21 protein-coding genes are annotated in these 25,396 nt (G+C 65.8%); 12 read left to right on the top strand and 9 right to left on the bottom strand.

Annotated elements, in window-relative coordinates; all coding sequences use genetic code 11:
* Positions 1 to 36: 36 nt before the first annotated feature.
* Both ACN9M4_RS10320 and ACN9M4_RS10315 read left to right on the top strand, forming a co-directional pair.
* Entirely contained in the window at positions 37 to 783 is a 747-nt protein-coding gene (locus tag ACN9M4_RS10320; RefSeq protein ID WP_426297558.1) for a TetR family transcriptional regulator, read from the top strand.
* Positions 784 to 813: 30 nt separating this feature from the next.
* The gene (locus tag ACN9M4_RS10315) at positions 814 to 2,892 is read left to right on the top strand and encodes an acyl-CoA dehydrogenase (RefSeq protein WP_426297556.1); all 2,079 of its coding nucleotides are present in this window, start codon (positions 814 to 816) and stop codon (positions 2,890 to 2,892) included.
* Between the two features lie 103 nt (positions 2,893 to 2,995).
* Here the strand turns inward: ACN9M4_RS10315 and glgA are convergent, their stop codons facing one another.
* The gene (gene glgA, locus ACN9M4_RS10310; protein ID WP_426297554.1) at positions 2,996 to 4,207 is read right to left on the bottom strand and encodes a glycogen synthase; all 1,212 of its coding nucleotides are present in this window, start codon (positions 4,205 to 4,207) and stop codon (positions 2,996 to 2,998) included.
* A gap of 102 nt (positions 4,208 to 4,309) precedes the next feature.
* Here glgA and glgC point away from each other — a divergent pair, with 102 nt between their 5' ends.
* Positions 4,310 to 5,692 carry a glucose-1-phosphate adenylyltransferase gene (gene glgC / locus ACN9M4_RS10305; protein ID WP_426297552.1) on the top strand — a complete coding sequence of 461 codons (1,383 nt, stop codon included), beginning with the start codon at positions 4,310 to 4,312 and terminating at the stop codon, positions 5,690 to 5,692.
* Between the two features lie 87 nt (positions 5,693 to 5,779).
* Complete coding sequence (locus tag ACN9M4_RS10300; protein WP_426297550.1) at positions 5,780 to 7,228, top strand: SDR family NAD(P)-dependent oxidoreductase; 1,449 nt, start codon at positions 5,780 to 5,782, stop codon at positions 7,226 to 7,228.
* 88 nt (positions 7,229 to 7,316) lie between these two features.
* Here the strand turns inward: ACN9M4_RS10300 and ACN9M4_RS10295 are convergent, their stop codons facing one another.
* From ACN9M4_RS10295 to ACN9M4_RS10285, 3 genes are read right to left on the bottom strand one after another with little or no spacing between them, the layout of a single operon-like run.
* A complete protein-coding gene (locus tag ACN9M4_RS10295) occupies positions 7,317 to 8,168 on the bottom strand; it encodes a transglutaminase family protein (protein WP_426297548.1) in 852 nt (283 codons plus the stop codon).
* A complete protein-coding gene (locus ACN9M4_RS10290) occupies positions 8,165 to 9,091 on the bottom strand; it encodes an alpha-E domain-containing protein (protein WP_120520208.1) in 927 nt (308 codons plus the stop codon). Before ACN9M4_RS10290 ends, ACN9M4_RS10295 begins: the two co-directional genes overlap by 4 nt.
* A gap of 58 nt (positions 9,092 to 9,149) precedes the next feature.
* The gene (locus ACN9M4_RS10285; RefSeq protein ID WP_426297546.1) at positions 9,150 to 10,709 is read right to left on the bottom strand and encodes a circularly permuted type 2 ATP-grasp protein; all 1,560 of its coding nucleotides are present in this window, start codon (positions 10,707 to 10,709) and stop codon (positions 9,150 to 9,152) included.
* Between the two features lie 214 nt (positions 10,710 to 10,923).
* Between ACN9M4_RS10285 and pepN the strand changes: the two genes are divergently transcribed.
* Complete coding sequence (gene pepN, locus ACN9M4_RS10280; RefSeq protein WP_426297544.1) at positions 10,924 to 13,551, top strand: aminopeptidase N; 2,628 nt, start codon at positions 10,924 to 10,926, stop codon at positions 13,549 to 13,551.
* Positions 13,552 to 13,696: 145 nt separating this feature from the next.
* Positions 13,697 to 13,990 (top strand): hypothetical protein, encoded by a 294-nt coding sequence (locus ACN9M4_RS10275; RefSeq protein WP_426297542.1) that lies wholly within the window; start codon positions 13,697 to 13,699, stop codon positions 13,988 to 13,990.
* A gap of 18 nt (positions 13,991 to 14,008) precedes the next feature.
* Here the strand turns inward: ACN9M4_RS10275 and ACN9M4_RS10270 are convergent, their stop codons facing one another.
* From ACN9M4_RS10270 to ACN9M4_RS10255, 4 genes are all read right to left on the bottom strand, one after another.
* Positions 14,009 to 15,100: a lipoate--protein ligase family protein gene (locus ACN9M4_RS10270; protein WP_426297540.1), complete on the bottom strand. Its 1,092-nt coding sequence runs from the start codon at positions 15,098 to 15,100 to the stop codon at positions 14,009 to 14,011.
* Between the two features lie 144 nt (positions 15,101 to 15,244).
* Complete coding sequence (locus ACN9M4_RS10265; protein WP_074589571.1) at positions 15,245 to 15,502, bottom strand: type B 50S ribosomal protein L31; 258 nt, start codon at positions 15,500 to 15,502, stop codon at positions 15,245 to 15,247.
* A 169-nt stretch (positions 15,503 to 15,671) separates the two neighbouring features.
* Positions 15,672 to 16,901 carry an MFS transporter gene (locus ACN9M4_RS10260; RefSeq protein WP_426297537.1) on the bottom strand — a complete coding sequence of 410 codons (1,230 nt, stop codon included), beginning with the start codon at positions 16,899 to 16,901 and terminating at the stop codon, positions 15,672 to 15,674.
* A gap of 90 nt (positions 16,902 to 16,991) precedes the next feature.
* On the bottom strand, positions 16,992 to 17,480 hold the full coding sequence (locus ACN9M4_RS10255; protein WP_426297535.1) for a hypothetical protein: 489 nt from the start codon (positions 17,478 to 17,480) through the stop codon (positions 16,992 to 16,994).
* A gap of 104 nt (positions 17,481 to 17,584) precedes the next feature.
* On the opposite strand from ACN9M4_RS10255, the gene ACN9M4_RS10250 reads away from it, so the two are divergent.
* Positions 17,585 to 18,250 carry an ArsR/SmtB family transcription factor gene (locus ACN9M4_RS10250; protein WP_426297533.1) on the top strand — a complete coding sequence of 222 codons (666 nt, stop codon included), beginning with the start codon at positions 17,585 to 17,587 and terminating at the stop codon, positions 18,248 to 18,250.
* A gap of 588 nt (positions 18,251 to 18,838) precedes the next feature.
* Positions 18,839 to 20,272 carry an NAD(P)-binding protein gene (locus tag ACN9M4_RS10245; protein WP_426297531.1) on the top strand — a complete coding sequence of 478 codons (1,434 nt, stop codon included), beginning with the start codon at positions 18,839 to 18,841 and terminating at the stop codon, positions 20,270 to 20,272.
* 287 nt (positions 20,273 to 20,559) lie between these two features.
* On the opposite strand, the gene ACN9M4_RS10240 is transcribed toward ACN9M4_RS10245, so the two are convergent.
* On the bottom strand, positions 20,560 to 21,501 hold the full coding sequence (locus ACN9M4_RS10240) for a LysR family transcriptional regulator (protein WP_426297529.1): 942 nt from the start codon (positions 21,499 to 21,501) through the stop codon (positions 20,560 to 20,562).
* A 119-nt stretch (positions 21,502 to 21,620) separates the two neighbouring features.
* Between ACN9M4_RS10240 and ACN9M4_RS10235 the strand changes: the two genes are divergently transcribed.
* The 4 genes from ACN9M4_RS10235 (at position 21,621) to ACN9M4_RS10220 (ending at position 25,356) form a co-directional block, all read left to right on the top strand.
* Entirely contained in the window at positions 21,621 to 22,613 is a 993-nt protein-coding gene (locus ACN9M4_RS10235; protein ID WP_426297527.1) for a DUF1852 domain-containing protein, read from the top strand.
* Positions 22,614 to 22,633: 20 nt separating this feature from the next.
* Positions 22,634 to 23,680, top strand: a complete 1,047-nt coding sequence (locus ACN9M4_RS10230) for a methionine synthase (protein WP_426297525.1) — start codon at positions 22,634 to 22,636, stop codon at positions 23,678 to 23,680.
* Between the two features lie 2 nt (positions 23,681 to 23,682).
* Positions 23,683 to 24,255, top strand: a complete 573-nt coding sequence (locus ACN9M4_RS10225; RefSeq protein ID WP_426297523.1) for a flavin reductase family protein — start codon at positions 23,683 to 23,685, stop codon at positions 24,253 to 24,255.
* A gap of 384 nt (positions 24,256 to 24,639) precedes the next feature.
* The gene (locus ACN9M4_RS10220; RefSeq protein WP_426297521.1) at positions 24,640 to 25,356 is read left to right on the top strand and encodes a YoaK family protein; all 717 of its coding nucleotides are present in this window, start codon (positions 24,640 to 24,642) and stop codon (positions 25,354 to 25,356) included.
* Positions 25,357 to 25,396: the final 40 nt, after the last annotated feature.

Below are 25,396 nucleotides of genomic sequence, written 5' to 3'. Positions count from 1 at the left end.
TTACTGATACCCAGCGTACCTGATACGCTGGGTATCGTGAACAGCGTCACAGCATCCAAGCAAGCGGCATCCGGGCAAGCGGCCACGGGCTCCGCCGCCGCCCTCGCAACGGGTCCGGCGGATTTCGTTGCCCCCGCCGTCGACGGCCGTGCAGCCCGCTGGCAGGGCCACCGGGAAGAACGCCGGCGGGAACTGATCAAGGCAGCACGCAAAGCCGTACACACCCTCGGCAGCGACGCCTCGATGGAGGACATCGCGGCAGCGGCCGGCACTTCGAAGCCCGTGTTCTACCGCTACTTCGGTGACAAAGCGGGGCTCCAGCAGGCCATGGGGGAAGTGGTCCTCGCACAGATGCAACGGAAGATGAAGGAGGCGGTGGCCACCGCCACATCGGCCCGCGAAGGCCTGTTCGCCATGGTGTCGGCCTATCTGCAGATGGCCGGGGCAAGCCCGAATGTCTACGCCTTCGTCACCCGATTGCCGCACGGCGAGGCCGGCCAGCAGGACGCCATCGCCGCCTCCGGCGCCCTGGGACACTTCTTCGAGTCGATCAGCGCCATGATGGCCGCCCCCATGCGCGAACACCTCGGTCCCGACGCTGAGGTCCTGATCGGCTATTGGCCGACGGCGGCCATCGGCATGGTGCGCAGCGCCGGTGAGCTGTGGCTCAGTTCCCCGGACTCCCCCGGCAAGCCCGACGAACAGGCCATGGCCGAGCACCTCACCGACTGGCTGTGCGCAGGGATCGCGCCCGGAAGCCGAACCACCCAGAACCAGCAATGACCCACTGTATGGAAACCGCGAAGGAATCACATGACTGAAGTAGTGGACCGCTCCGCGTCCGGCACCAAGCCCGCCGGATCCGAAGCTGCCGGCACCCCGGCCGTCGATGTCGCTGTGCTCGGCGACCTCTTGCTCGGCCGCTGGGCGGACGTCCGCCGCGCGGCCCGCGAACTCGCCGGCCGCCCCGAGGTGCACAAGTTCGAGGGATTGACCCACACGGAACACCGGAAGCGCGTGTTCGCGCAGCTGGGCTACCTGGTGGAGAACAACGCAGTGCACAGGGCTTTTCCCACGCGGCTGGGGGGCTCGGACGATCACGGCGGGAACATTGCCGGATTCGAGGAACTGGTCACGGCTGATCCGTCGCTGCAGATCAAGGCCGGCGTCCAGTGGGGCCTTTTTGGCTCCGCCGTCCTTCACCTTGGTACCGCCGAGCACCATGACAAGTGGCTGCCCGGGATCATGAGCCTGGAGATCCCGGGCTGCTTCGCCATGACGGAAACCGGCCACGGCTCGGATGTCGCCAGCATCGCCACCACCGCCACCTATGACGAGGCGGCGCAGGAGTTCGTCATCCACACCCCGTTCCGGGCCGCGTGGAAGGACTACATCGGCAACGCCGCGAACGACGGCCTCGCCGCCGTCGTCTTCGCCCAACTGGTGACTCGCAATGTCAACCACGGCGTCCACGCCTTCTACGTCCCCCTGCGTGATCCGCAGAGCAAGGAATTCCTCCCCGGCATCGGCGGCGAGGACGACGGCGTCAAGGGCGGGCTCAACGGGATCGACAACGGCCGGCTGCATTTCAGCAACGTGCGGATCCCGCGGACGAACCTGCTCAACCGCTACGGCAGCGTCTCCCCCGAGGGCGCATACAGCTCGCCGATCTCCAGCCCCGGACGGCGGTTCTTCACCATGCTCGGCACCCTGGTTCAGGGCCGCGTGTCCCTGGACGGCGCCGCCGTGGCCGCGAGCAAGGTCGCGCTGAAGACTGCCATCCAGTACGCCAGCGAACGGCGCCAGTTCAACTCCTCCTCCCCCGTGGAAGAAGAGGTACTGCTCGACTACCAGCGCCACCAGCGCCGGCTGTTCACCCGCCTCGCCACCACCTACGCGGCGGGGTTCGCCCACGAGCAGCTGCTGGTGAAGTTCGAGGACGTCTTTTCCGGGAAACAAGACACCGACGCCGACCGGCAGGACCTTGAGACACTTGCCGCCGCGCTCAAGCCGCTGAGCACGTGGCACGCCCTGGACACGCTCCAGGAATGCCGCGAGGCCTGTGGCGGGGCCGGCTTCCTGATCGAGAACCGCTTCGCCTCGCTGCGCGCGGACCTCGACGTCTACGCCACCTTCGAAGGCGACAACACGGTGCTGCTCCAGCTCGTGGCCAAGCGGCTGCTGGCTGACTACGCCAAGGAATTCCGTTCCGTTGACTTCGGTGTGCTGGCCCGCTTCGTGGTGTCCCAGGCCGCAGATGTGGCGCTGCACCGCACCGGCCTGCGCCAGGTGGCGCAGTTCGTCGCCGATAGCGGTTCCGTGCAGAAGGCCGCGCTGGCCTTGCGGGACGAGGAAGGCCAGCGCACCCTCCTGACGGACAGGGTGCAGTCGATGGTCGCCGAAGTCGGCTCGGCCCTGAAGGGCGCGAACAAGCTGCCCCAGCACCAGGCCGCGGCCCTGTTCAACCAGCACCAGGACGACCTCATCGACGCCGCCCGCGCCCACGCGGAACTCCTGCAATGGGAAGCGTTCACCGAAGCGCTCGCCTCCGTGAAGGACCCGGGCACCCTGCAGGTGCTCACTTGGCTGCGCGACCTCTTCGGGCTGTCACTGATCGAGACCCACTTGTCCTGGTACCTCATGAACGGCCGGCTCTCGATGCAGCGCGGCCGGACTGTCGGCGCCTACATCAACCGGCTCCTGGTGAAAATCCGCCCGCACGCCCTGGACCTGGTGGACGCTTTCGGCTACGGGCCGGAACACCTCCGTGCGGCCATCGCCTCCGGCGCCGAGCAGCAACGCCAGGACGAGGCACGCGACTACTTCCAGGCGCAGCGGGCCAGCGGGTCCGGCCCCCTGGAAGAAAAGAACCTTCCGGCTCTGAAGGGCTGAACCGCCCGGGGCGGGAACAGCGACGGCGGCGCCGCACGTTCGCAAGCTTGCTTGCTGAAGGTGCGGCGCCGCCGTCGTGCTGCTACCAGACGGGTTTCCCTGCCTAGCTCAGCCCGGGCTTATCGAGCACCGAGCGGTAAACCTCAAGGGTGGTCTGGGTGATCGATTCCCAGGAGAAATGGGCCTCGGCCCGTGCCCGGCCGGCGGCGCCCATGGCCTTCGCCCGTTCCGGGTCGGAAACGACTTCCGTGAGGGCCGCGGCGAAGTCGGCCACGAACTTCTCCGGATCCAGCGGAGTGCCGGTTCCGTCGGTCACCTGTTCCAGCTCTACCAGCAGGCCGGTTTCGCCGTGGTTGACGACCTCGGGGATGCCGCCGGTCGCGCTGGCAACGACGGCCGCACCGCAGGCCATTGCCTCAAGGTTCACGATGCCAAGGGGTTCGTAAATGGACGGGCACGCGAAGGCCGTGGCGTGGCTGAGCACCTGGATGAGTTCCTTGCGCGGCAGCATGCGTTCGATCAGGATGACTCCCTCACGCTTGCTCTGCAGCTCTTCGATCAGGGCTGCGGTTTCCGCGGCGAGTTCCGGGGTGTCGGCGGCGCCGAGGCAAAGGACCAGCTGGACGTGGTCCGGCAGCTTCGCCGCGGCACGGAGCAGGTAAGGCACGCCCTTCTGGCGGGTGTTCCGGCCGACGAACACCACGCTCGGCTTGGCCGGATCGATTCCGAGGGCACGGACGTGTTCTTCGCCTGCATCCGGCTGCCACAGTTCCACGTCAATGCCATTGTGGACCACACGCACCTTGGCGGGATCAACTTCCGGATAGCTGCGCAGGATGTCCTGCCGCATCCCTTCGGACACGGCGATGATCGCGGCAGCCGCTTCATAGGCCGTCTTCTCCACCCAGGAAGACAGCGCGTAACCGCCGCCAAGCTGCTCGGCCTTCCAAGGACGCAGCGGCTCGAGGCTGTGTGCGCTGAGGACGTGCGGAATCCCGTGCAGCAGTGACGCGAGGTGGCCCGCCATGTTCGCGTACCAGGTGTGTGAATGCACCAGGTCCGCCCCGGCGACGTCGGGCACGATCCTCAGGTCGACGCCCAAGGTCTGCACGGCGGCGTTGGCGGACACGAGGTCTTCCGGCGTCGAATATGACGTCACAGTCGCCCCGTGGAAGTCGGCGTCGCGGGGCGCGCCGAAGGCGCGGACCTGCAACTCAACATGTTTTGCAAGGACTCGGCTGAGCTCGGCAACATGCACTCCGGCGCCGCCGTAGATCTCGGGAGGAAATTCTTTAGTCACAATGTCTACGCGCATGGTGCCTAACGTAGTCGTTCCCCCGTATCTGTTCTAGTGTGAAGGAGTCCGGCATCCCGGGCTCTTCGGGGGGCTTCAAGACGTACAGGGAGAAATACACCAATGGCGTTGAAGAAAGTATTGGCGATCGTATTGGCCGGCGGCGAGGGGAACCGCCTCATGCCACTGACGGCGGATCGGGCTAAACCGGCGGTGCCGTTCGCCGGCGGTTATCGGTTGATAGACTTCGCGCTTTCGAACCTGGTCAATTCGGGGTATCTGCAGATCGTTGTGCTCACTCAATACAAGTCGCACAGCCTCGACAGGCACATCTCGGAAACCTGGCGCATGTCCACCCAGCTCGGCAAATACGTCGCCTCCGTCCCGGCCCAGCAGCGTGTGGGCAAGAGCTGGTTCCTGGGCAGCGCAAACGCGATCTACCAGTCCTTGAACCTGATCCATGACGCCAACCCGGACATCGTGGTGGTGGTCGGCGCGGACCACGTCTACCGGATGGACTTCTCGCAGATGGTGGAGCAGCACGTTGCCAGCGGGGCCAAGGCCACCGTCGCGGCCGTGCGCCAGCCGCTGTCCATGGCAAACCAGTTCGGCGTCATCGAAGTGGACCAGAACGATCCCCAGAAGATCGCCGCCTTCGTCGAGAAACCGGCCGAAACCGCCGGCCTCGCCGCGGACCCCACCCAGTTCCTGGCCTCCATGGGCAACTACGTCTTCGACGCCGACGCCCTCGTGGACGCGCTCCGCGTTGACGCCGAGCGCCTGGATACCAAGCACGACATGGGCGGGGACATCATTCCCTACTTTGTAGGCAAGGGCGAAGCCGGGGTGTACGACTTCACGCTCAACGACATCCCGGGATCGACAGAACGCGACCGCACCTACTGGCGCGACGTAGGCACCATCGATTCCTTCTATGACGCCCACATGGACCTCATTTCGCCGGTCCCGGTGTTCAACCTCTACAACTCCGAGTGGCCGATTTACACCCGGCAGAGCATTTCCCCGCCTGCCAAGTTCGTGCGCGGGGAGAACCAGACCGTGGGCTCTGCCCTGGATTCGATCGTGGCCAGCGGCGTGGTGGTTTCCGGCGGCATCGTGGAGGGTTCCGTGCTCTCCAACGACGTCTACGTGGGCACGGCCAGCCGCGTCCAGGACTCGGTGCTGATGGACAAGGTCCGCGTCGGTGAAGGCGCCGTGGTCAACCGCGCCATCATCGACAAGAACGTCCGGATCCCGGCCGGCGCCGCCATCGGCCTCGACCCGGAACTGGACCGCGCCCGCGGCTACAAGGTCACGCAGTCCGGCATCACGGTCCTCGCCAAGGGGCAGCTCGTGCCGGAACCCGAAGAGGCCGAGCTGGCACTCTCCGCAGAGTACCGGCGCGTTCTCCCGAAGGCAGTCAGGGCCGTTACCGAGGGCCTCCCCGACGCCCGCGAGTCCATGGAGAAGACCGCCGAAGCCCAGGCAACCTCCGTCGAGGTCTGACCCGACAGGAAGCCCGCAGCCTCCCCGTGCACCGCACGGGGAGGCTTTCCTTTTGAGGCCCTTCCGCGGGCCTGTAAAATCGGAGCAATGAGTTCCGAGTTGACGCCTGAAGAGATCCAGGCCTGCCTTAAGGTCCTGAACACGATCCACGCCTACGACGAGGAGCACCCGGACTACGTCGCCGTCCGTCGTGCCACTGGGAAGATGTTCAAGGCGGTCAAGCGCCACCGCCGGGTCACCAAGCGTGACGCCATCGCCGAGGCCGACCGCGCCGTCATGGCGCTGACCGCGACGGCGGCTCCCGACCGCATTGACGACGAAACCCGCGGCAACAAGCTTGCCAGTTCGGCGACCGGGGAGATCGCCGGGCACCTGATCCGTTCCCGGCCCTGTTACATCTGCAAACAGCACTACACCCAGGTGGACGCCTTCTACCACCAGCTGTGCCCTGAGTGTGCCGCCTTCAGCCACGGCAAGCGCGACGCTCGGACGGACCTGACTGGCCGCCGCGCCCTCCTCACCGGCGGGCGGGCGAAGATTGGCATGTACATCGCCCTGCGGCTGTTGCGCGACGGCGCCCACACCACCATCACCACCCGCTTCCCCAAGGACGCCGCCCGCCGTTTCGCAGCGATGGAGGACAGCGCCGAGTGGTTGCACCGCCTGAAGATCGTCGGCATCGACCTGCGCGACCCGTCCCAGGTGATGGCCCTGACGGACTCCCTGAGCGCGGCCGGCCCGCTGGACATCATCATCAACAACGCGGCCCAGACAGTGCGGCGCTCCGGCAACGCGTACAAGCCGCTGGTGGATGCCGAAGACGAACCGCTGCCCGCGGCACTGCAGGCTGGCAACGGCGGTCCGGAACTCGTCACGTTCGGCCACGCCCACGACAAGCATCCCCTGGCCATCGCCCACAGCGTCAATGAACACCCCGTCCTGGCCGGTGACGCCATCACCTCGCTGGCTTTGTCCACGGGTTCCGCCTCGCTGGAACGCATCGCCAGCGGCACGGCCATCGACGCCGGGGGCCTGGTCCCGGATCTGGCCACCATGAACAGCTGGACACAGGTGGTGGACGAGGTCGACCCGCTGGAAATGCTCGAAGTCCAGCTGTGCAACGTCACCGCGCCGTTCCTGCTGGTGAGCCGCCTGCGGGAGGCCATGAAGCGCTCCACCGCCCGTCGGAAATACATCGTGAACGTCTCGGCCATGGAAGGGCAGTTCTCGCGGGTTTACAAGGGCCCCGGCCACCCGCACACCAACATGGCCAAGGCGGCACTGAACATGATGACCCGCACCAGCGCCCAGGAAATGCTGGACACCGACGGCATCCTGATGACCGCGGTGGACACCGGCTGGATCACCGACGAACGCCCGCATTACACCAAGGTCCGGCTCATGGAGGAAGGCTTCCATGCTCCGCTGGACCTGGTGGACGGCGCAGCCCGCGTCTACGATCCGATCGTGATGGGCGAGCAGGGCGTGGACCAGTTCGGCGTCTTCCTCAAGGACTACAAGCCCAGCCCCTGGTAAACAGCCTGCGCTTCTGACCGCTGTGGCCGGCACCGGAAATCCGGTGCCGGCCACAGCTGCCTAAACCCGCGTCTGCTCAAGCCCGTGTTCAGGCCAGGCGGGTGATCTCCACGGTCACGGTCAACGCCGATCCCCCGCCGCCGGACAGGATGCCCTTCAGCGGCGGAACGTCGCGGTAGTCCCGGCCGCGCGCCACCGTCACGTGGTGGTCGCCGGCCGGCTTGTGGTTGGTGGGGTCCCAGCTTCGCCACTCGCCGTCCCACCACTCCAGCCACGCGTGCGACTGGCCGGCCACGGTCTCGCCGATCTCCGCCGTCGAACGCGGGTGGATGTACCCGGAGACGTAGCGCGCCGGAATGCCACAGCTGCGCAGGGAGCCGATCGCCAGGTGGGCGAGGTCCTGGCAGACGCCCTGCCGCTGGGTCCACGCCTGCTCGGCATTCGTGGTGACCAGGGTGCTGCCCTTCATGTAGGTCATCTCGCCGCGCATCCATTCGAAGACGGACATTGCGGCGTCGTGCGGGTTACGGCCCGCCACGACCCCGGGGATGATGGACAGGACTTCGGCGCCGGGGCCGCTCAGCTGGGACTGCGGAAGCCAGTCGCTGAATTGGTCCCGTACGGCGTCGGAGTCGAGCGTTTCCCAGTCGACAATCTGCTCCGGCAACGCGATCTTCTCGGCCCGGTGCACTTCGACCGTGCTGGTGGCGACAACCTCCAGCCGTTCGTGCGGCATCTGCATGTCGAATGCGGTGACGCGGGTGCCCCAGTAGTCGCGGTAGGTGCTGACGGCTGCCTGCGACGGCGTAACCTTCAGCGACGTTTCGAGGACCACCTGCTGGGGGTCGGTCAGCGGGGTCATCCGGGCTTCGTTGTAGGACAGGGTGACGCGCTTGTTGTACTTGTACGCGGTCTTGTGGACGATGCTCAGCCGGGTCATGAAACTTCTCCCACCCAGGCCAGTTCATCCGCCTGATTGAAGTACTTACGGGAAATCGCGTCGGAGGCCTGCGTGACCGCCTTCTGCACACGGTCCATGTGCTCGGGAAGCTCGGCCATGAGGTCGTCCGTCCGGTGGAATTCGAGGAAGGTCCTGGCCTGGCCCACGATCCGGCGGGCGTCGTTGATGAAGCCGACGCGCTGGGCCGAAGGGTCAAGCTTGGCAAGGCACTCGTCGGCGTCGCGCAGCGCGTACACGATCGAGCGCGGGAACAGCCGGTCCAGGAGCAGGAACTCTGCCGCGTGCTGGTCGCCGAAGGCGGCCCGCCGGGTGCGCAGGAAGGACTCGTAAGCGCCCGCGCAGCGCAGCATGTTCACCCAGGACATGCCCGCGGAGAGGACATCCCGGGTGGAGAGCATGCGGGCCGTCATGTCGGCGCGTTCCAGCGACCGGCCCAGGACCAGGAAGAGCCAGCTTTCGTCGTGGCTGACGGTGGTGTCGGCGAGGCCGCGGACCATCGCGGTGCGTTCCAGGACCCAGTTGCAGAAGCGATAGGTGCCCACGACATCCTTGCGGTGCTGGTTCAGCCCGTAGTACGTCGTGTTGAGGCACTCCCACAGCGAGGACGACACCGTTTCGCGGGCGCGCCGGGCGTTCTCCCGCGCTGCGCCCAGGGATCCGGCGATCGAGGAAGCATTGGACTTGTCGTAGGCCAGCGCGTGGAGCAGTTCCGGCAGGCCGAACTCCTCGCTCTGCGGCCGCGCACCCATCACGGCCAGGAGTTCGCGGGCTACGCTGCGCTGTTCGTCGAGCGGAAGGTGGTTCAAGCGCTCGAGGTGGACGTCCAGGATCCTGGCGGTGCCGTCGGCACGTTCCACATAGCGGCCGATCCAGAAGAGTGACTCGGCAATACGGCTCAGCACGGGCCTGCCTCCTTGGCGTTCGGGGTCTGGTCAATAGAGAGGGCGGGCTGGAACAGGCTCATTGCTGTTCCTGCTCCGACTGGCGGTCGCGCCAGTTGCTTTCCACGGGCCATACGGACACCTGCTCGCGGACGCTGATGCTCTGCCGTGGAAGGTCCGGTCCGGGCAGCTGCGGCGAATCGGAGAGCACCCAGGTGTCCTTCGAACCGCCTCCTTGGCTGGAGTTCACGATCAGCGACCCCTCCTTCAGTGCCACCCGGGTGAGTCCGCCGGGCAGCACCCAGACGTCGTCGCCGTCGTTCACGGCGAAGGGCCGCAGGTCCACGTGGCGCGGGCCGAACTTGTCCCCGGAGAGCGTGGGCACGGTGGAGAGCTGCAGCACGGGCTGGGCGATCCAGCCGCGCGGGTCCGTCAGGATCCGCTGGCGCAGGGCGTCGAGTTCGTCCTTGGATGCGGCCGGGCCGATCACCAGGCCCTTGCCGCCGGAACCGTCCACGGGTTTCACCACGAGCTCGTCCAGGCGGTCCAGCACGTGTTCACGGGCTTCCTTCTCCTCCAGGCGGAAGGTGTCCACGTTGGCGATGACCGGCTCTTCGTGCAGGTAGTACCTGATGAGGTCCGGAACGTAGCTGTAGACGAGTTTGTCGTCGGCGACGCCGTTGCCCACCGCGTTGGCGATGGTGACCCCGCCGGCGCGGGCCGCGTTGACCAGTCCGGGGCAGCCGAGCATGGAATCGGAGCGGAACTGCAGGGGATCGAGGAAGTCGTCGTCGATGCGTTTGTAGATGACATCCACGCGCTGCTCGCCGGCGGTGGTGCGCATGTACACCCGGTTGCCGCGGCAGATGAGGTCGCGGCCCTCCACGAGCTCCACGCCCATGAGGCCGGCAAGGAGGGTGTGTTCGAAGTAGGCGCTGTTGAAGACGCCCGGGGTCAGGACGACGACCGTGGGATCGTCGACGCCGGACGGCGCGGTCTTGCGCAGCGCGGACAGCAGGCGGCGCGGATACTCTTCGACAGGACGGATGTGCTGCTGGCCGAACGCTTCGGGAAGGCCTTTGGCCATGGCGCGGCGGTTCTCCAGGACATAGCTGACCCCGGAAGGTACGCGCACGTTGTCCTCCAGGACGCGGAAGGTACCGGCGGCGTCGCGGACCACGTCGATGCCGGAGACGTGCACGCGCACGCCGCCCGCGGGCTCGAAGCCGTGCACGGCGCGGTGGAAGTGGGCACTCGTGGTGACCAGCTGGCGCGGGATCACGCCGTCGGACACCACGGACATCCGGCCGTAGACGTCGTCGAGGAAGGCTTCGAGGGCGCGCACGCGCTGGGCGACGCCGTGTTCCAGGGTTTCCCATTCGTCGGCAGGTATCACCCGGGGCACGATGTCCAGCGGGAAGGGCCGTTCCTCCCCCGCATAGTCGAAGGTAACGCCGCGGTCCAGGAAGGTCCGTGCCATGGATTCAGCACGCGCACTGACGTCTGCCAGCGACAGTTCCTTCAGGGCCCCCTCGACCTGGCCGTACGACTTCCTGGCTATCAAGCCCGGCGCGAACATCTCGTCGTAGGCGCCGGAGCGGGCCACGGCCTCGGAATAATCCTGGAATAGCTCTGACATAGGACTCAGGTAATCACCTATTCATTACGGGCGCATTTCTCGCCGATTATGTGACGCACTTCACGCCCTCACCGCTGCGGAGCCGGTGCCGGAAGAGAGCGCCTCTTCCGGTATTCTCCCGGCCCCGTAGCTGCCAATATATACCTGCCCGCCACTATGGGCGGGCGCCCGGCCGCGCCGCTCCGGCGGGCCCGCTGCGTGGTTAGATAAGTGAGTGTCGAACCTCACCCGCGCTGAAGCAGCCGCCCGTTCCGCACTGGTGACCACCCACCGGTACGACATCTCGCTGGACGTCCGGCACGCGGCGGATCCCGCCGTCGACGGCTACACCAGCCGCACCTTCATCGCTTTCTCGGCAGTGCCGGGTGCGGACACCTTCCTGGATTTCATCCACGGCGGGGTGCACAGCGTCTTCCTGAACGGCGAGGAACTGGACCTGGGGTCCGCCGTCGACGGAGACCGGATCCAGCTGCGGAACCTGGCCGCCGACAACGAGGTGATCGTCACCGGCACCGCCTTGTACAGCCGCTCCGGTGAAGGCATGCACCGCTTCTTCGATCCCGCGGACGGCAAGTGCTATCTGTATACGCAGTACGAGCCGGCAGACGCCCGGCGCGTGTTCGCAAACTTCGAACAGCCAGAGCTGAAGGCGGAGTTCACCTTCCACGTGGCGGCGCCGTCGGACTGGCACGTGGCGTCCAACGGCGCGGAGTCCGGCCGCGCCCCGCTGGCCGGCGATCCCGACGCCAGCACCTGGGACTTCGCCACCACCAAGCGCATGTCCACCTACATCACCTCGATACTGGCGGGGCCGTACTTCCGCGCTGAGGACAACTGGAGCACGGTGCTCGACGACGGCGCCCGGCTTGAGGTGCCGCTGGCCCTCTACTGCCGCGCGTCCCTGGCGGAGTCCTTCGACGCTCCGGAGCTGTTTGCACTGACGAAGGCCGGGCTGGATTTCTTCAACCGGCTCTTCGACTTCCCCTATCCGTGGGGCAAGTACGAGCAGGCGTTCGTTCCGGAATACAACCTCGGCGCCATGGAGAACCCCGGTCTTGTGACCTTCACCGAAAAGTACGTCTTCACCTCCCGCGCCACCGACGCCCAGTACGAGGCCCGCGCCAACACCCTGATGCACGAGATGGCGCACATGTGGTTCGGCGACCTGGTGACCATGCGCTGGTGGGACGACCTCTGGCTCAAGGAGTCCTTCGCCGACTTCATGGGCACGCTGGGCGTGGACCGGGCCACCTCCTGGGAATCGGCGTGGGTGAGCTTTGCAAACAAGCGCAAGGCCTGGGCCTACCTGCAGGACCAGTTGCCGACGACGCACCCGATCGTCGCCGACATCCCGGACCTGGAAGCGGCTAAGCAGAACTTCGACGGCATCACCTATGCCAAGGGCGCCTCGGTCCTCAAGCAGTTGGTGGCGTACGTCGGCTTCGAGGCCTTCATCAACGGTTCGCGTCAGTACTTCCGCGAGCACGCGTTCGGCAACACCTCCCTGGCGGATCTGCTTGGGGCCCTCGAAACCGCGTCCGGCCGGGACCTTGGCAGTTGGAGCCGGCAATGGCTCCAGACCTCGGGCATCTCCACCCTCAGCGCGGAAATTACTGACGGCCCGGGCGGCACTGGCAGCATCGGCGAGATCATGGAATCCGTGCTCCTCCGCCAGGACTCCGTGGATCCGGCCACGGGCCGGCAGGAGCACCGGCCGCACCGGCTCAAGCTGGGACTCTACGACTACGACGACGGCGACTCCGGTGCCCTGCGCCGGACGGACAGCCTGGAGCTCGACGTCGACGGGCCGCTGACCGCGGTGCCCGGCCTGGCCGGCAGGCCCCGCCCCGCCCTGCTGCTGGTCAACGACGAGGACCTCAGCTACGCCAAGGTCCGCCTGGATGGGCGGTCCGAGGCGACGGCCCGCGAGGCCCTCGACCGGATCGACGATCCCATGGCGCGGGCGCTCTGCTGGACCGCCCTCTGGGACTCGGCGCGCGACGCCGAGACGCCGGCGGAACTGTACGTGGCCGCCGTCGAACGCTTCGCCCCCGCCGAAAGCGGCATCGGCGTTCTGCTGAACATCCTGGGCAATGCCGCGACGGCGGTGGAACGCTATGTGCCTGCCGCACAGCGGGACACGGTGCGCAGCGGACTGCTTAACACGGCAGCGGCCCGCCTCCGGGATTCCGTCCCCGGCTCCGATCAGCAGCTTGCCTGGGTGCGGACGCTCGCCGGGGTGTCCCGGCACGACGGTGGCCGGCTTGGGCTGCTCCGCGGGTTGCTGTCCGGGACAGAGGACGTCGCGGGCCTGGCCGTGGACGCCGAGCTGCGCTGGAGCCTGTGGCAGGCCCTCGCCGCGAACGGTGCGGCGACGCCCGCCGAACTCGAGGCGGAGCTGGCGAGGGACACCACGGCCTCGGGACGGGAAGGCCATGCCCTCGCGTCCGCGGCGCGGCCCGACGCCGCTGTGAAGGCCGAGGCCTGGCAAGCCGCCGTCGAGTCGACTGCGCTGTCCAACGAGATCCTCGGGGCCACGATCGCGGGCTTCATGACGGCGCCCTCCGGCATGCTGGATGCCTACATCGAGCCCTATTTCGACTGCCTGGAGCGGGTGTGGCGGGAGCGCAGTATTGAGATTGCAGGACGGATCGTGCGCGGGCTGTTCCCGGCCGGGCAGGATCTCCCGGAAGGTACCGCACCCGAGGAGCACGCGGTGCTCCTGCGCACGGACGCCTGGCTCACAGGGCATGCGGATGCGCCGCGGGCACTGCGGCGCATCGTCCTGGAGCAGCGCGACCACCTGCTGCGGGCGCTGCGCGCACAGGCCGTGCCGCGCTAGCCCCGGCCGAGTAGCCGGTCACGAAAATGCGAGTAGCTTGAACTCATTTGCTGGATTAATCGAGTACCAACTACGGTGTCCGGGCCCGGCAGACCTTAGTAGCATCGCGTGCACCAGCCATCCAGCGAAGGAATGAGGAACCGCCATGCTCAGGAAATCCCTACTGACGGCAGCCGTCTGCACCGTGGCCTTTGTGGGCCTGTCGGCAGCACCGGCGTCCGCTCAGGGCCAGGTGGAACGCGGCCCAGAACATGCGAACTCCATCTGTTCGTTCTCCGGCCTGAACGATGTCCCCGATGATCCGGTGGAGGGTGGCAGGGTCCAGTCCTACGGCCAGATCGTCAGGGCGGGGTTCAAGTCCGAGGTGCCCAGCCCGGGCATGCTCTGCAACGGACACCTTTTCCCCTACCCGGAGGCGTTCCCCGAGGAGGAGGAATAGCAACCGTAGCGGGCGGAACTAAGGAATCCTGTACAACCATTCATCGGTGCCGAACTTGCTCCGCACGCGTTCCTCCGCCGCGGCCACCTCGGCATCGCTAAGGCGCGTTTCCACGGCCCCGTAGCGCTCCGTGAAGACATCCTGCATCGCCTTGATGATGGCCTCCCGGGGCAGGCCGCTCTGCCTGCGCAACGGGTCCACCCGCTTCTTCGCGCTGCGGGTGCCCTTGTCGGAGAGCTTTTCCTTTCCGATCCGCAGCACCTCCACCATTTTGTCAGCGTCGATGTCGTAGCTCATGGTGACGTGGTGCAGCATGCCGCCGTTGGCAAGGCGCTTCTGTGCGGCCCCGCCGATCTTCCCCTGCTCCGTGGCGATGTCGTTGAGGGGCACATAGAAGGCCGTGATCCCGAGCTTCTCCAGTGCGGCCATCACCCAGGCGTCCAGGAAGGCGTAGGAGTCGGCGAAGCTGATGCCGTCCACGAGGGTCTGCGGCAGGTAGAGGGAATAGGTGATGCAGTTTCCGGCTTCCATGAACATGGCTCCCCCGCCGCTGATGCGCCGGACCACCGTGATGCCGTGGCGGGCAACGCCGTCGGGGTCCACTTCGTTGCGGACGGATTGGAAGCTGCCGATCACCACGGATGGCTCCTCCCAGTCCCAGAAGCGCAGGGTGGGGTTGCGGCGGCCGGCGCCGACTTCCTCGGTGAGGACTTCATCCAGGGCGACATTGACGTGCGTGGGAAGGACCGACGGCGGAATCACCTCCCACTGGTGGTCCAGCCAGCCGGTGGCTTTGGACAGTGCCCGGCGGACGGCGATGGCCACCGCTTCGGCCGAAAAACCGAACAGGACGGCCTCTTCCGGCAGGGTGGCGGTCACGGCGGCGGCGAGCTCACCCGGCGTCGACTCCGCAGGCTGGCCGCTGAGGGCGCGGTTGATGTCCTGCAATGCTTCGTCCGGTTCGAGGAAGAAGTCGCCGCTGACGGAGACCTCCGCCAGCTTGCCGTCCACCAGCCGGCAGTCCACGACGACGAGCTTGCCGCCAGGAACCTTGAACTCGCCGTGGAGGCGGCCGGCGTCGGACTCGGGGGAATCGGAGCGGGAAGTCATGTCCACCATCCTGCCGGAAAACCGCTCTAGCGGAGAACAACAGAGCCGGAGAACAACCCTGCCGGAGAACAACCCTGCCCGACAACAACAAAGCCCGCGTCCCTTCGCGGGACGCGGGCTTTGCGGATGACTTGGTGAAGTCGATTACTTCTTGGCGCCGAAGCCCTTGAAGCGAGCGTTGAAGCGCTCGACACGGCCTGCGGAGTCCATGATGCGCTGCTTGCCCGTGTAGAACGGGTGGGACTCGGAGGAGATTTCGACGTCGATGACCGGGTAGGTGTTGCCGTCTTCCCACTCGATGGTCTTGGAGGAAGACACGGTGGACTTGGTCAGGAACTTGACGCCGGAAGCGAGGTCGTTGAAAACAACAGCTTCGTACTTCGGGTGGATATCAGACTTCATAATTGGACCTTTGTTCGCGCAGCTGGATTTTGCCAGCTGCCAGGTATGAATGGAGGTGGTCCGTGTGCCTGCGGACGATGAACGTTCCACGGCTCCCGGGCCAACAAACAATCCTAGCGGATGCGGGGGGAACTGGCGAACCGGCCAGGCCTGGACTGCGCCGTAGGCGCTATCTTGGTGCGTGGTCGTTGCCGCGCATGCGGAAGGCGACGAGGAGGCCTGATGCGGCAGTGATCGCGGCGACGGCAGCTATAGCGGTCGGGATCCCGTACAGGTCCGCGAGGACGCCGGACAGGAGCGCCCCCACAGCGAAACCGCCGTCGCGCCAGAGCCGGTAGACGCCGACGGAGCGGGCCCGCCAAGCGGGGTGGGCTACGTCGCCGATGGCGGCGAGCAGCGTCGGGTACACCATCGCCGTCCCCAGTCCCAGGAGCGCTGCGGCGGCAAGCCAGGGCCCGAAGCTGCGCGAAGCGGCGACGGTTGCCAGTCCCACGGCCTGGGTGAGCATGCCGGCGACGATGAGCCACTTGCGCCCCCACCGGTCCGAGGCCGCCCCGGTGAGGAGTTGCCCGGCGCCCCATACGGCAGGATAGGCCGCGGCGAGGATGCCGATTTGGCCAAGGCTCAGCCCGGCGCCTGCGAACAGGACCGGAAAGAGGCCCCAGGCGAGGCCGTCGTTGAGGTTGTTCACCATGCCGGCCTGGCTGACCGCCGCGAGGGAGCGGTCGCGGAAGCTGGTCAGGGTGAAGACCTGCCGGTCCGTCAGCCCGCCGTGGGCGTGCTCGTGCGCATCGATGTGGGCGCGGGCCTCAACGAGCGAATGGCCGCGGGTCTCGCGGACGGCCGCGACGGACAGCCCAAGGCCGAGGGCGATGAAGGCCGCACCAAGCAGGAACGGGACTGGCCGCAGGCCGTATTCGGACGCAAGGTACCCGGTGGCCAAGGCGGTGGTCGCGACGCCCAGGTAGCCCGCCGCCTCGTTCAGGCCCATGGCGAGTCCCCTCCGGGACGGGCCGACGAGATCCAACTTCATCATCACGGTTGTGGACCACGTGAGTCCCTGGCTGATGCCCAGAAGCACGTTTGCCCCGACCATCCATTCCCATGCCTGCCCGGAGATGAGCATGAACGGAACGGGGATCGCTGCCAGCCATCCCCCCAGGAGCACCGGCTTGCGGCCGAGCCGGTCTGAGAGGGTTCCGGCGAAGTAGTTCGTCGCCGCCTTGGCCAGCCCGAAGGCGAGGATGTACGTCAGGGCGCTGGTGTAGCGGTCGACGTGAAAAACGTCGCTCGCCAGTAGGGGCAGGACGGTCCTTTCCTGTCCGAGGGTGCCGCCAACGCAAGCGTTGACGGCGATCAGCAGGATGAACTGGGCCAGGTTCTGGCGCAGCCCCAGCACCGGCCCTGGCTCCCGGGGATGTTCATGATCTCTCGGGTCCGTGATCCCCTCCAGTCCGGGTTGTTCCCGCCGCTTGCAGTTGGTGCGGCTCTACGCCTTCGCTGGGGTTCTCATGGCCGTGAATGCCAACACGACTCCGACGAGGAAGATGAGGACGGCGAGATAGATCAGACCGAGGTGGCCGAGGGTCGCCAGGCCCCAAGGGTAGTGGGCGGGCAAGGCAACGCCGAGCCCGACAACAGGAACGACGATGGCCGTGCCGAAGGCCCATCGTTCACCGCGGCGCACCCCATACCAGGACAGGGCTGCGACGGCCAGTCCGGCAGCCGCGATGAAGCCGCTGACGGCGATGTGCAGGTGGCTGATGTAGTGGTACAGCTGCGGGCTGAAGGCCTCGATCTCGTCCTTGCCCTTGTCCACCTGGTCCGGGCCGATCCCGAGCTCAAGGAAGGCGTCCGTGAAATTGAGCACGAAGAAGATCACGGCGTATCCGACGAATCCGAGTCCCGCGACTGCCATGAGGGTGGCGCCTGCGCGTAGGCGGGACTGCTGTTTCCGTGGAGTTTGGATGGCGGCCATTTGCCACCGCCCCCTTTCTTATTCAAGTGAGTTCTTGAATAACACTCCCAATGCCATACTCTTGTCAAGAGAGTTCTTGAATAGTTCTCCGGAGGAGGGGCAGCATGGGAGACCATCGGGCCAAGGAAGCGCTCTTCGACGTCCTTGTCGAAGCTGCCAAGGCGCTGGGGAACGGTCGGCGGGCGGAACTGGTGGACGTCCTCTCCCAAGGCGAGCGGTCGGTGGAAGAACTGGCCGCGGAGATCCGCCAGAGCGTCGCCAACACCTCCCAGCACCTGCAGCGCCTGCTGCGGGCAGGGGTGGTCACCTCCAGGCGGTCAGGGACCCGCGTCTACTATTCCCTGGCGGGACCAGCTGTCGAGCGGCTTTGGCGGGCGCTGCGGGAAACAGCCGAGGCGCATGCGGGCGAGCTGGGGGCGCTTGCCCTCTCATACCTGGGTGACCGAACCAGCCTGAGCACCATCAACCGTGACGAGCTGCAACGGCGGCTGAAGCAGGGCGACGTCGTCGTGCTCGACGTCAGGCCGCGCCCCGAATATGACGCCGCGCATATCCCGGGCGCCCTTTCAATGCCTGTCGCGGATTTGAAGGCCCGCCTGAGGCAGATTCCCGAAGGGCGCGACATCGTGGCGTACTGCCGCGGTTCCTACTGCGTGTACGCGGACGACGCCGTGCGTGAGCTGAGCGAAGTCGGGCGCCAGGCGTTGAGGCTTGAAGAAGGGTTTCCGGAGTGGAAAGCTGCCGGACTCCCGGTCGAACCGGCCACGTGACCGGTTCGCCGGTTCCACCGCTGCTTAGTCCCTCGGGCGGAGTTCCCAGAACGCGACGGCGGACGCCGCGGCCACGTTCAACGAATCCACGCCGGCCCGCATCGACGGCGTCGTCCGTCAGTTCCATCGCCGTGACGGTGAAGCCTGGGCCTTGAGGAGTGCCAGGTCCCCGGGCCAGCTTTCAAGCCGTGCCCACGTTAGTAGGTGCCGCAATCTGTTCGGGAGCGAGAGCGACTGCCGGCTGGCCGGCGGAGCGGTGGCGAGCCCAGACAATGGGGACCCCATGGACAGGACGCGATGCCGTAGCCGGGGTATAGGGGCTCCCCGCATGTCGCCCGGCTGGTTGAAGTGTGTGCTGTAACGTGCTCCCGCACCTTTGCCGCCCAAGGCGCCGGGAGCGTGACCACACCTGAAGGATCGCACCTGCTAGCCGCACGGCCTTCTCGCCGACGAAGTCGGGCACGTTCGAGCAGCTCTTCCGCCCGTAGATCAGGTGCGGACCGGGCGATTACCTGTCGGGCGGCCGCCCGACCGTACCTGCGCACCGGAGGATTCCCCTGGGCAGACGGCCGGGTTTACTGTAAGTGCGTGCGCGGGCGCATCGAAGCCGACTATCTGGTGGTCGGCGCTGGGACAGCGGGGATGGTCTTCACCGACCGGATCCTCGCGCATTCGGATGCCACGGTCGCGATCGTCGATCGTCGGCACGCGCCCGGGGGACACTGGCAGGACGCATATCCGTTCGTTCGGCTGCACCAGCCCGCGAACCTCTATGGCGTCGAATCCGTGCCATTCGGAGCCAACAGGCGCGACGTCAGCGGCACGAACGCAGGCATGTACGAGCTGGCCGGCCCGAGCGAGATCTGCGCGCATTTCGAAGAGGCGATGACGCGGGTCTTCCTGCCGACCGGTCGTGTACTGTACCTGCCCGAGTGCGAGTTCGTTGACGAGGGTCGGATCGTCTCCCGCCTGGACGGCCGCACCGTGCCCGTCACCGTGCGCCGCCGCGTGGTGGATGCCAGGTATCTCGAGGGCCGCATCCCCGCCACCTCCGCCCCGCCGTTCGCCGTGGCCGATGGAGTCCGATGCATCCCCACCGGCGGGCTCGCCCGACTCGCCCACCCAGCCGGACGCTTCACCGTGATCGGCGCGGGAAAGACCGCCCTCGACACATGCGTGTGGCTTCTCGAGCGGGGTGTGGATCCGGCCGACCTCACGTGGATCAAACCGCGCGAGGGCTGGTGGCCGAATAGACGCTACCTGCAGCCGCACGACCTAGTCGTCGACCAGTACGTCGCGAACGCCGCACAGATCGAGGCCATGGCCCAAGCGACGACGGTTGACGATCTCTTCGCACGGCTCGACGAACAGGGAATCCTGCTAAGGGTTGATCCCTCGGTGCCACCCACGATGTTCCACGGGGCGATTGTCGGAGAAGCCGAGATCGCCCTCCTCCGGCAAATCGAGGATGTCGTCCGCCTCGGCCACGTGCGTACTGTCGAGCGCGACCGCATCATCCTCGACGACGGTGTCATCCCCACGACACGCGAAACGCTGCACGTCCACTGCGCGGCGTCGGGGCTCGTCCGGCCTCCACTTCGTCCGATCTTCGAACCAGGCCGCATCACGCTTCAGCCGATGTTCTGGGGCACCGTCTCGTTCCAGTACGCGATGCTTGGCGTCGTCGAAGCCGAACTCCACGACGACGACCAGAAGAACAAGCTGTGCCGCCCGCTGCACCTCTGGGATCGGAATGTCGACTTCCTCATCGCCTACGCCGCGCTGATGGCGAACGCCCGGGCACGCGGCCAGCATCCGGCCGTGTCCGCCTGGTCGCGCACGAGCCGGCTGTATCCTTTCGCCGAGCTGGAGCATTACGCCGACGACCCACGCATCCCCGAGGCTCGCGAGCGCAGCCGAGCCCATGCCGCCGGAGCGCTCTCCAACCTCCCCCGCCTCATCGCCTCCCGTCACTACTCGAAGTCGGCGGAGTCAGGCCCCGAACACCCCCAAATGCGGTGAGCCACTTAACCTTCTCCCGCCCGCGAGCCGGTACGTCGCCAACATCAGTTTGCGGCTCAATGCCTCCACAGGTGGCGGCCAGGACGGCACCGCGGCCTTACAAACCCGGCCTGATCTCCCTGGCTGGATCGCCCCCACCTGGAACAGGCCGGTTTCCTCGCTGGCGTCCGCCCCGGTCATGCCAACGACGGCGACGGCGACGGGCATATACGACACCAGCAACCCGCTCGGCTGCAACAAACACGTCCAATCACCGAAAGGGTAAAGACCCGCCCGCTCAACTGCAGTCAGTCGAGCAGCGCTACGCCGAACTCAGCGACGACGGCCCGCAATTCCCTGAGGTAGCGCTGCGCTTGGTCGGTAAGCGGAATCGCGGCGTAACCGATCCAGCCGATCTCGATGCGTTCGTCAACGTCAAGCGGGATGGCGACGATCTCCGGGTCGAGCTGCCCGCTGATGATGCCCGTCGAGATCGTGTATCCGTGGAGCCCGATCATGAGGTTGAAGATCGTGGCCCGGTCAGAGACCCGGATCTCCTGCTTACTGGACAAGGTGGAGAGAATCTCCTCGGCGAAGTAAAAGGAGTTGTTCGCACCTTGATCGAAGGTTAGCCGCGGCAAGCCGGCGAGATCGGCGAGAGTCGCACGCTCTTTTGAGGCAAGCGGGTGGTTCCGTGAAATGAAAATGTGCGGATCGGCGAGGAAAAGCGGAGTGAACGCGAGCCCGGATTCCCGGAGCAGCTTGTCGATGACCTTCCGGTTGAAATCGTTCCGGTAGAGGATGCCTATCTCGCTGCGGAGCGTCCGGACATCCTCGATGATGTCCCAAGTACGGGACTCACGCAGCGAGAACTCGTATTCGGCCACATCAGTGGCCTTGACCATCCGGACGAAGGCGTCCACCGCGAACGAGTAGTGCTGCGTTGACACCCCGAGCAGACGTCGCCGCGGTGGCCTACCAAGGTAGCGCTGCTCGAGGAGAGCGAACTGCTCGACGACCTGCCTCGCGTAGCCGAGGAACTCTACCCCGTCGGCGGTAAGGGTGACTCCGCGGGCGGAGCGAACCAGGAGCGCACGGCCAACCCGGGCCTCAAGGTCCTTCATCGCAGCGGACATTGTCGGCTGCGCTACGAAGAGAAGATCGGCGGCCGCGGAGATCGACCCCTCAGCCGCAACTTCTATGAAGTAACGGAGCTGCTGTAGGGTCAATCCGCTCGAAATCTGAGGCATAGGAAGATTCTATATGAATGCATAGTAACCACTAGTTACTTGATATCCCTCGGAAGGCTGCACCATGGATACATCCCCTTCGAAAGGCCGTCTCCGGCCCATCAACGGATTGGCAGCACATGGCAGACGACTTCACCTTCAGCATCACCACGACCCCCTTCGACGAGGACTACTCCCCGTCGGAAGGCTCGCGGATCACGACGAATTTCGCCAACCTGGCACGGGGCGAGCACCGCCAGGAGAACCTCCGCAACGCCTTGACCATGATTCGCCGCCGCTTCAACGATCTCGCAAGCTGGGACAACCCGGACCGGGACCGCTACACGGTCGAGCTTGAGATCGTGTCCGTGCAGATAGAGTTCACTGCGGAAGGTACGGATCAGCAGTTCCCGCTGTTCGAGGTTCTCGACATCCAGATCGTCGACCAGCTGAACGGGGTCCGCCACCAAGGGATCGTGGGGAACAACTTCTCCTCCTACGTGCGTGACTTCGACTTCAGCGTCGTACTGCCAGCGGCAGCAGGGGACTCAGGCAAGCCCACCGTTCCCGAGGACTTCGGCGATCTTCACGGCAAACTGTTCCAGCAATTCCTCGATTCCCCTGCATGCCAGGAACGCTTCCCGCAGCCGCCAGTGGTGTGCATCAGCGTCTCCACGAGCAAGACGTACCGGCGAACGGAGAACCGTCACCCGGTCCTGGGCGTCGAGTACCAGCAGGACGAGTTCTCGCTGACGGACGCGTACTTCGCAAAGATGGGGCTGCAGGTTCGCTACTTCATGCCACGCGGCAGCGTTGCGCCGCTCGCCTTCTATTTCCGCGGCGACCTGCTCAACGACTACTCCAACCTGCAGCTCATCGGCACGATCAGCACCATGGAGACGTTCCAGAAGATCTACCGCCCGGAGATCTACAACGCGAACTCCGCCGCCGCCCACGTCTACCAGCCGAGCCTGGGAGAGCAGGATTACTCGCGGACCCAGATTGCTTACGACCGCGTCGAGCGCGGTCAGCTCGCGATCACGCAGGCGAAGTACACAGAGGAACACTTCATCACGCCCCACAAGGATCTATTGGACCAGTGGACCGCCAAATACCCCGCTCTCGTCAACTGACCCACGGAGAATCGTCAATCATGAACACACTTTTGCCCACCACCGTTGTCGGAAGCCTGCCCAAACCATCGTGGCTCGCACAGCCGGAGACTCTTTGGTCCCCGTGGAAGCTGGAGGGAGATGCGCTGCTCGAGGGCAAGCAGGATGCGCTGCGCATCGCGCTCCACGAGCAGAGCCGACGCGGCATCGACATCGTCAGCGACGGCGAGCAAACCCGCCAGCACTTCGTCACGACCTTCATCGAGCATCTCAGCGGGGTCGACTTCGAACAGCGCAAGACCGTGCGCATCCGCGATCGCTACGACGCCAGCGTGCCGACCGTCGTCGGAGCGGTGCGCCGCGAGCGGCCGGTATTCGTGGAAGACGCAAAGTTCCTCCGCGCAGCCACCGACCGGCCGATCAAATGGACTCTTCCCGGTCCAATGACCATGGTGGACACGCTCTACGATGACCACTACAAGAGTCGCGAGAAGCTGGCCTGGGAGTTCGCTGCGATCCTGAACCAGGAGGCGAAGGAACTGGAGGCGGCCGGCGTGGACATCATCCAGTTCGACGAGCCCGCGTTCAACGTCTTCCTCGATGAGGTCAAGGAATGGGGCGTGGCTGCGCTTGAGAGAGCGGCGGAAGGGCTGCGTGCGGAGACCGCCGTGCATATCTGCTACGGCTACGGGATCAAGGCGAATAATGACTGGAAGGCGACGCTCGGCTCACAGTGGCGGCAGTACGAGGAAACGTTCCCGCTGCTTCAGAGCTCCAGCATCGACATCATCTCGCTGGAATCCCAGAACTCCCACGTGCCCATGGACCTCATCGAGCTCCTCCGCGGCAAGAAAGTCATGCTCGGGGCAATCGACGTCGCAAGCGAGACCATCGAGACCCCGGAGGACGTCGCCAGCACCCTCCGCAAGGCCCTGCAGTTCGTCGATGCGGACAAGCTTATCGCCAGCTCCAACTGCGGCATGGCACCGTTCCCCCGGGACATCGCACTGGCCAAGCTGAGTGCTCTCAGCGCAGGGACGAACATCATTCGCGAGGAACTCGCCCGCTCCGCCCCCAGGGTGTCCTAACGATGTTTCACGCCTACCCCGCAGACACCTGGCTCGAGGCTCCGAAGCAAAGCTTCCCGTCCTCCCTCTCGGCCGACGAATTCAAAGCACTGTTCCGTGGCCACCCGGGAGGTGTCGCCGTCATCACGGCTGATGCCGGCGAAGGACCGGTGGCACTGACGGTATCGTCGGTCGTGTCAGTGAGTGCGGAACCTCCGTTGCTGATTTTCTCGGTCTCGGCACTGTCCTCCGCGTCCGTGGTGCTTTCGCGCGCCGAAACCGTCGTCGTGCACCTGCTGGACGCACACGACGTCGACTTGGCGAAGTTTGGAGCGACCCCCGGCGCCGACCGCTTTGACCAGACGCACCGATGGTCGGCCCTTGCAACCGGCGAAGCGGTGTATGACGATGTCCGCGCCTGGGTGCGCTGCGCCGTCATCAATCGCATGGAGGTGGGGACCTCCACAATCATCGCCGTTCACGCCCTAGAGTCCCGCGTGATGCGTGACGTCCAAGCGGGCGAACCCGGCGACGCTCTGGTCTACCACAACCGTTCATGGCACCGTCTGGGCGAGCATTCCAAGCTTGAAGGCTGAGCGCCGCCCCAACAATGCGAGGCAGGAAGCCGAGCGGCTCACGACGGCGGAAGCATAACTCCCGCCGTCCGCGCTTCGCGGTTGGCGGCATGGACGCACAGACGGCCAACGACCACATCCTTGCCGAGGGCCTGATTGACGATGACACCCTTGCCCAGTTGGGCGAGACAACGTTCACGATCCTGAACGGCAACTGGCCGGGACGACCTTGTCGGCCATTCCATGATTGCACGTCGACGCTACGATGGCGCCCTAGCCGCCGGCGCAGATCCCCGGAGCGACGGCATCGCCTTAGTTGCCAGCCAGTCCACCTAAAACCACCAACAAGCATGTCCGAGGGGTGGTCATAGAGACCACCCCTCACGATGAAGGATCCCTTAAACCATGACATCAGCCGTAGCCAGCTCAGGTACCAAAACCGCCTCTACCCCGCAAGAAAATGCGTCGTCTCCGGAAAAGTTCCGACTGATGCTCATGATGGCCCTCACGCTCGTTACAGGTGTGGTTGACGCGGTCGGCTACCTTGGACTTGATCACGTCTTCACCGGAAACATGACCGGCAACGTGGTGATTCTTGCGATGGCGTTGGCCGGGGCGGCGAACCTGCCAACTTTGGGCCCACTGGTAGCACTTGGCGCCTTTCTCCTCGGCGCGGCGGTTGCCGGATCTACGCTCCAGTCAAGCCCGAAAGGCTGGAACCGCAGGGTCACGCTCCTTCTCACAGCGGGTTGTATCGTGTTGACGGGAACCGCCGCCATCTCTCTCATCGTGGAAGACGTCGGCCGGCAGTCCATTGGTGTCATTGTTGCCGCCGTTATCGCCATGCACATGGGCTCCCAGGCCCTGATTGCGCGGCATTTGGGCGTACGAGACATGACCACAGTGGTCATTACTTCCACCATGACTTCCCTCGCCGGAGAGTCACTTGTGGGCAAGCAACAGCCCCGGTTACTCAACCGACGGCTGGGCGCTGTCCTCGCTATGTTCGCCGGGGCCGTCATCGGAGTACTCCTGCTCCAGATCCATTTCAGCGTCCCGATCGGCCTCGGCATCGCCATCACCGCCGCTGTGACGGTCCTGGGGAGTCGCCGCTGGCATTGATGCGGTACATCACCGAGGGTCTCGAGGTGGAACCGGATCT

The organism is Arthrobacter sp. R-11 (genome assembly GCF_049913155.1).
In the GTDB taxonomy this organism is placed as follows: Bacteria; Actinomycetota; Actinomycetes; order Actinomycetales; family Micrococcaceae; genus Arthrobacter.
Note: the sequence above shows the minus strand (reverse complement) of the source record. Positions and strands in the feature narration are given on the sequence as shown.

Bases quoted from the DNA above. Each gene is read 5' to 3' on its own strand.
- ACN9M4_RS10315 (WP_426297556.1), top strand. From the start codon at position 814: ATGACTGAAGTAGTGGACCGCTCCGCGTCCGGCACCAAGCCCGCCGGA.
- glgA (WP_426297554.1), bottom strand. From the start codon at position 4,207: ATGCGCGTAGACATTGTGACTAAAGAATTTCCTCCCGAGATCTACGGC.
- glgC (WP_426297552.1), top strand. From the start codon at position 4,310: ATGGCGTTGAAGAAAGTATTGGCGATCGTATTGGCCGGCGGCGAGGGG.
- ACN9M4_RS10300 (WP_426297550.1), top strand. From the start codon at position 5,780: ATGAGTTCCGAGTTGACGCCTGAAGAGATCCAGGCCTGCCTTAAGGTC.
- ACN9M4_RS10295 (WP_426297548.1), bottom strand. From the start codon at position 8,168: ATGACCCGGCTGAGCATCGTCCACAAGACCGCGTACAAGTACAACAAG.
- ACN9M4_RS10285 (WP_426297546.1), bottom strand. From the start codon at position 10,709: ATGTCAGAGCTATTCCAGGATTATTCCGAGGCCGTGGCCCGCTCCGGC.
- ACN9M4_RS10275 (WP_426297542.1), top strand. From the start codon at position 13,697: ATGCTCAGGAAATCCCTACTGACGGCAGCCGTCTGCACCGTGGCCTTT.
- ACN9M4_RS10270 (WP_426297540.1), bottom strand. From the start codon at position 15,100: ATGACTTCCCGCTCCGATTCCCCCGAGTCCGACGCCGGCCGCCTCCAC.
- ACN9M4_RS10265 (WP_074589571.1), bottom strand. From the start codon at position 15,502: ATGAAGTCTGATATCCACCCGAAGTACGAAGCTGTTGTTTTCAACGAC.
- ACN9M4_RS10255 (WP_426297535.1), bottom strand. From the start codon at position 17,480: ATGGCCGCCATCCAAACTCCACGGAAACAGCAGTCCCGCCTACGCGCA.
- ACN9M4_RS10250 (WP_426297533.1), top strand. From the start codon at position 17,585: ATGGGAGACCATCGGGCCAAGGAAGCGCTCTTCGACGTCCTTGTCGAA.
- ACN9M4_RS10240 (WP_426297529.1), bottom strand. From the start codon at position 21,501: ATGCCTCAGATTTCGAGCGGATTGACCCTACAGCAGCTCCGTTACTTC.
- ACN9M4_RS10235 (WP_426297527.1), top strand. From the start codon at position 21,621: ATGGCAGACGACTTCACCTTCAGCATCACCACGACCCCCTTCGACGAG.
- ACN9M4_RS10230 (WP_426297525.1), top strand. From the start codon at position 22,634: ATGAACACACTTTTGCCCACCACCGTTGTCGGAAGCCTGCCCAAACCA.
- ACN9M4_RS10225 (WP_426297523.1), top strand. From the start codon at position 23,683: ATGTTTCACGCCTACCCCGCAGACACCTGGCTCGAGGCTCCGAAGCAA.
- ACN9M4_RS10220 (WP_426297521.1), top strand. From the start codon at position 24,640: ATGACATCAGCCGTAGCCAGCTCAGGTACCAAAACCGCCTCTACCCCG.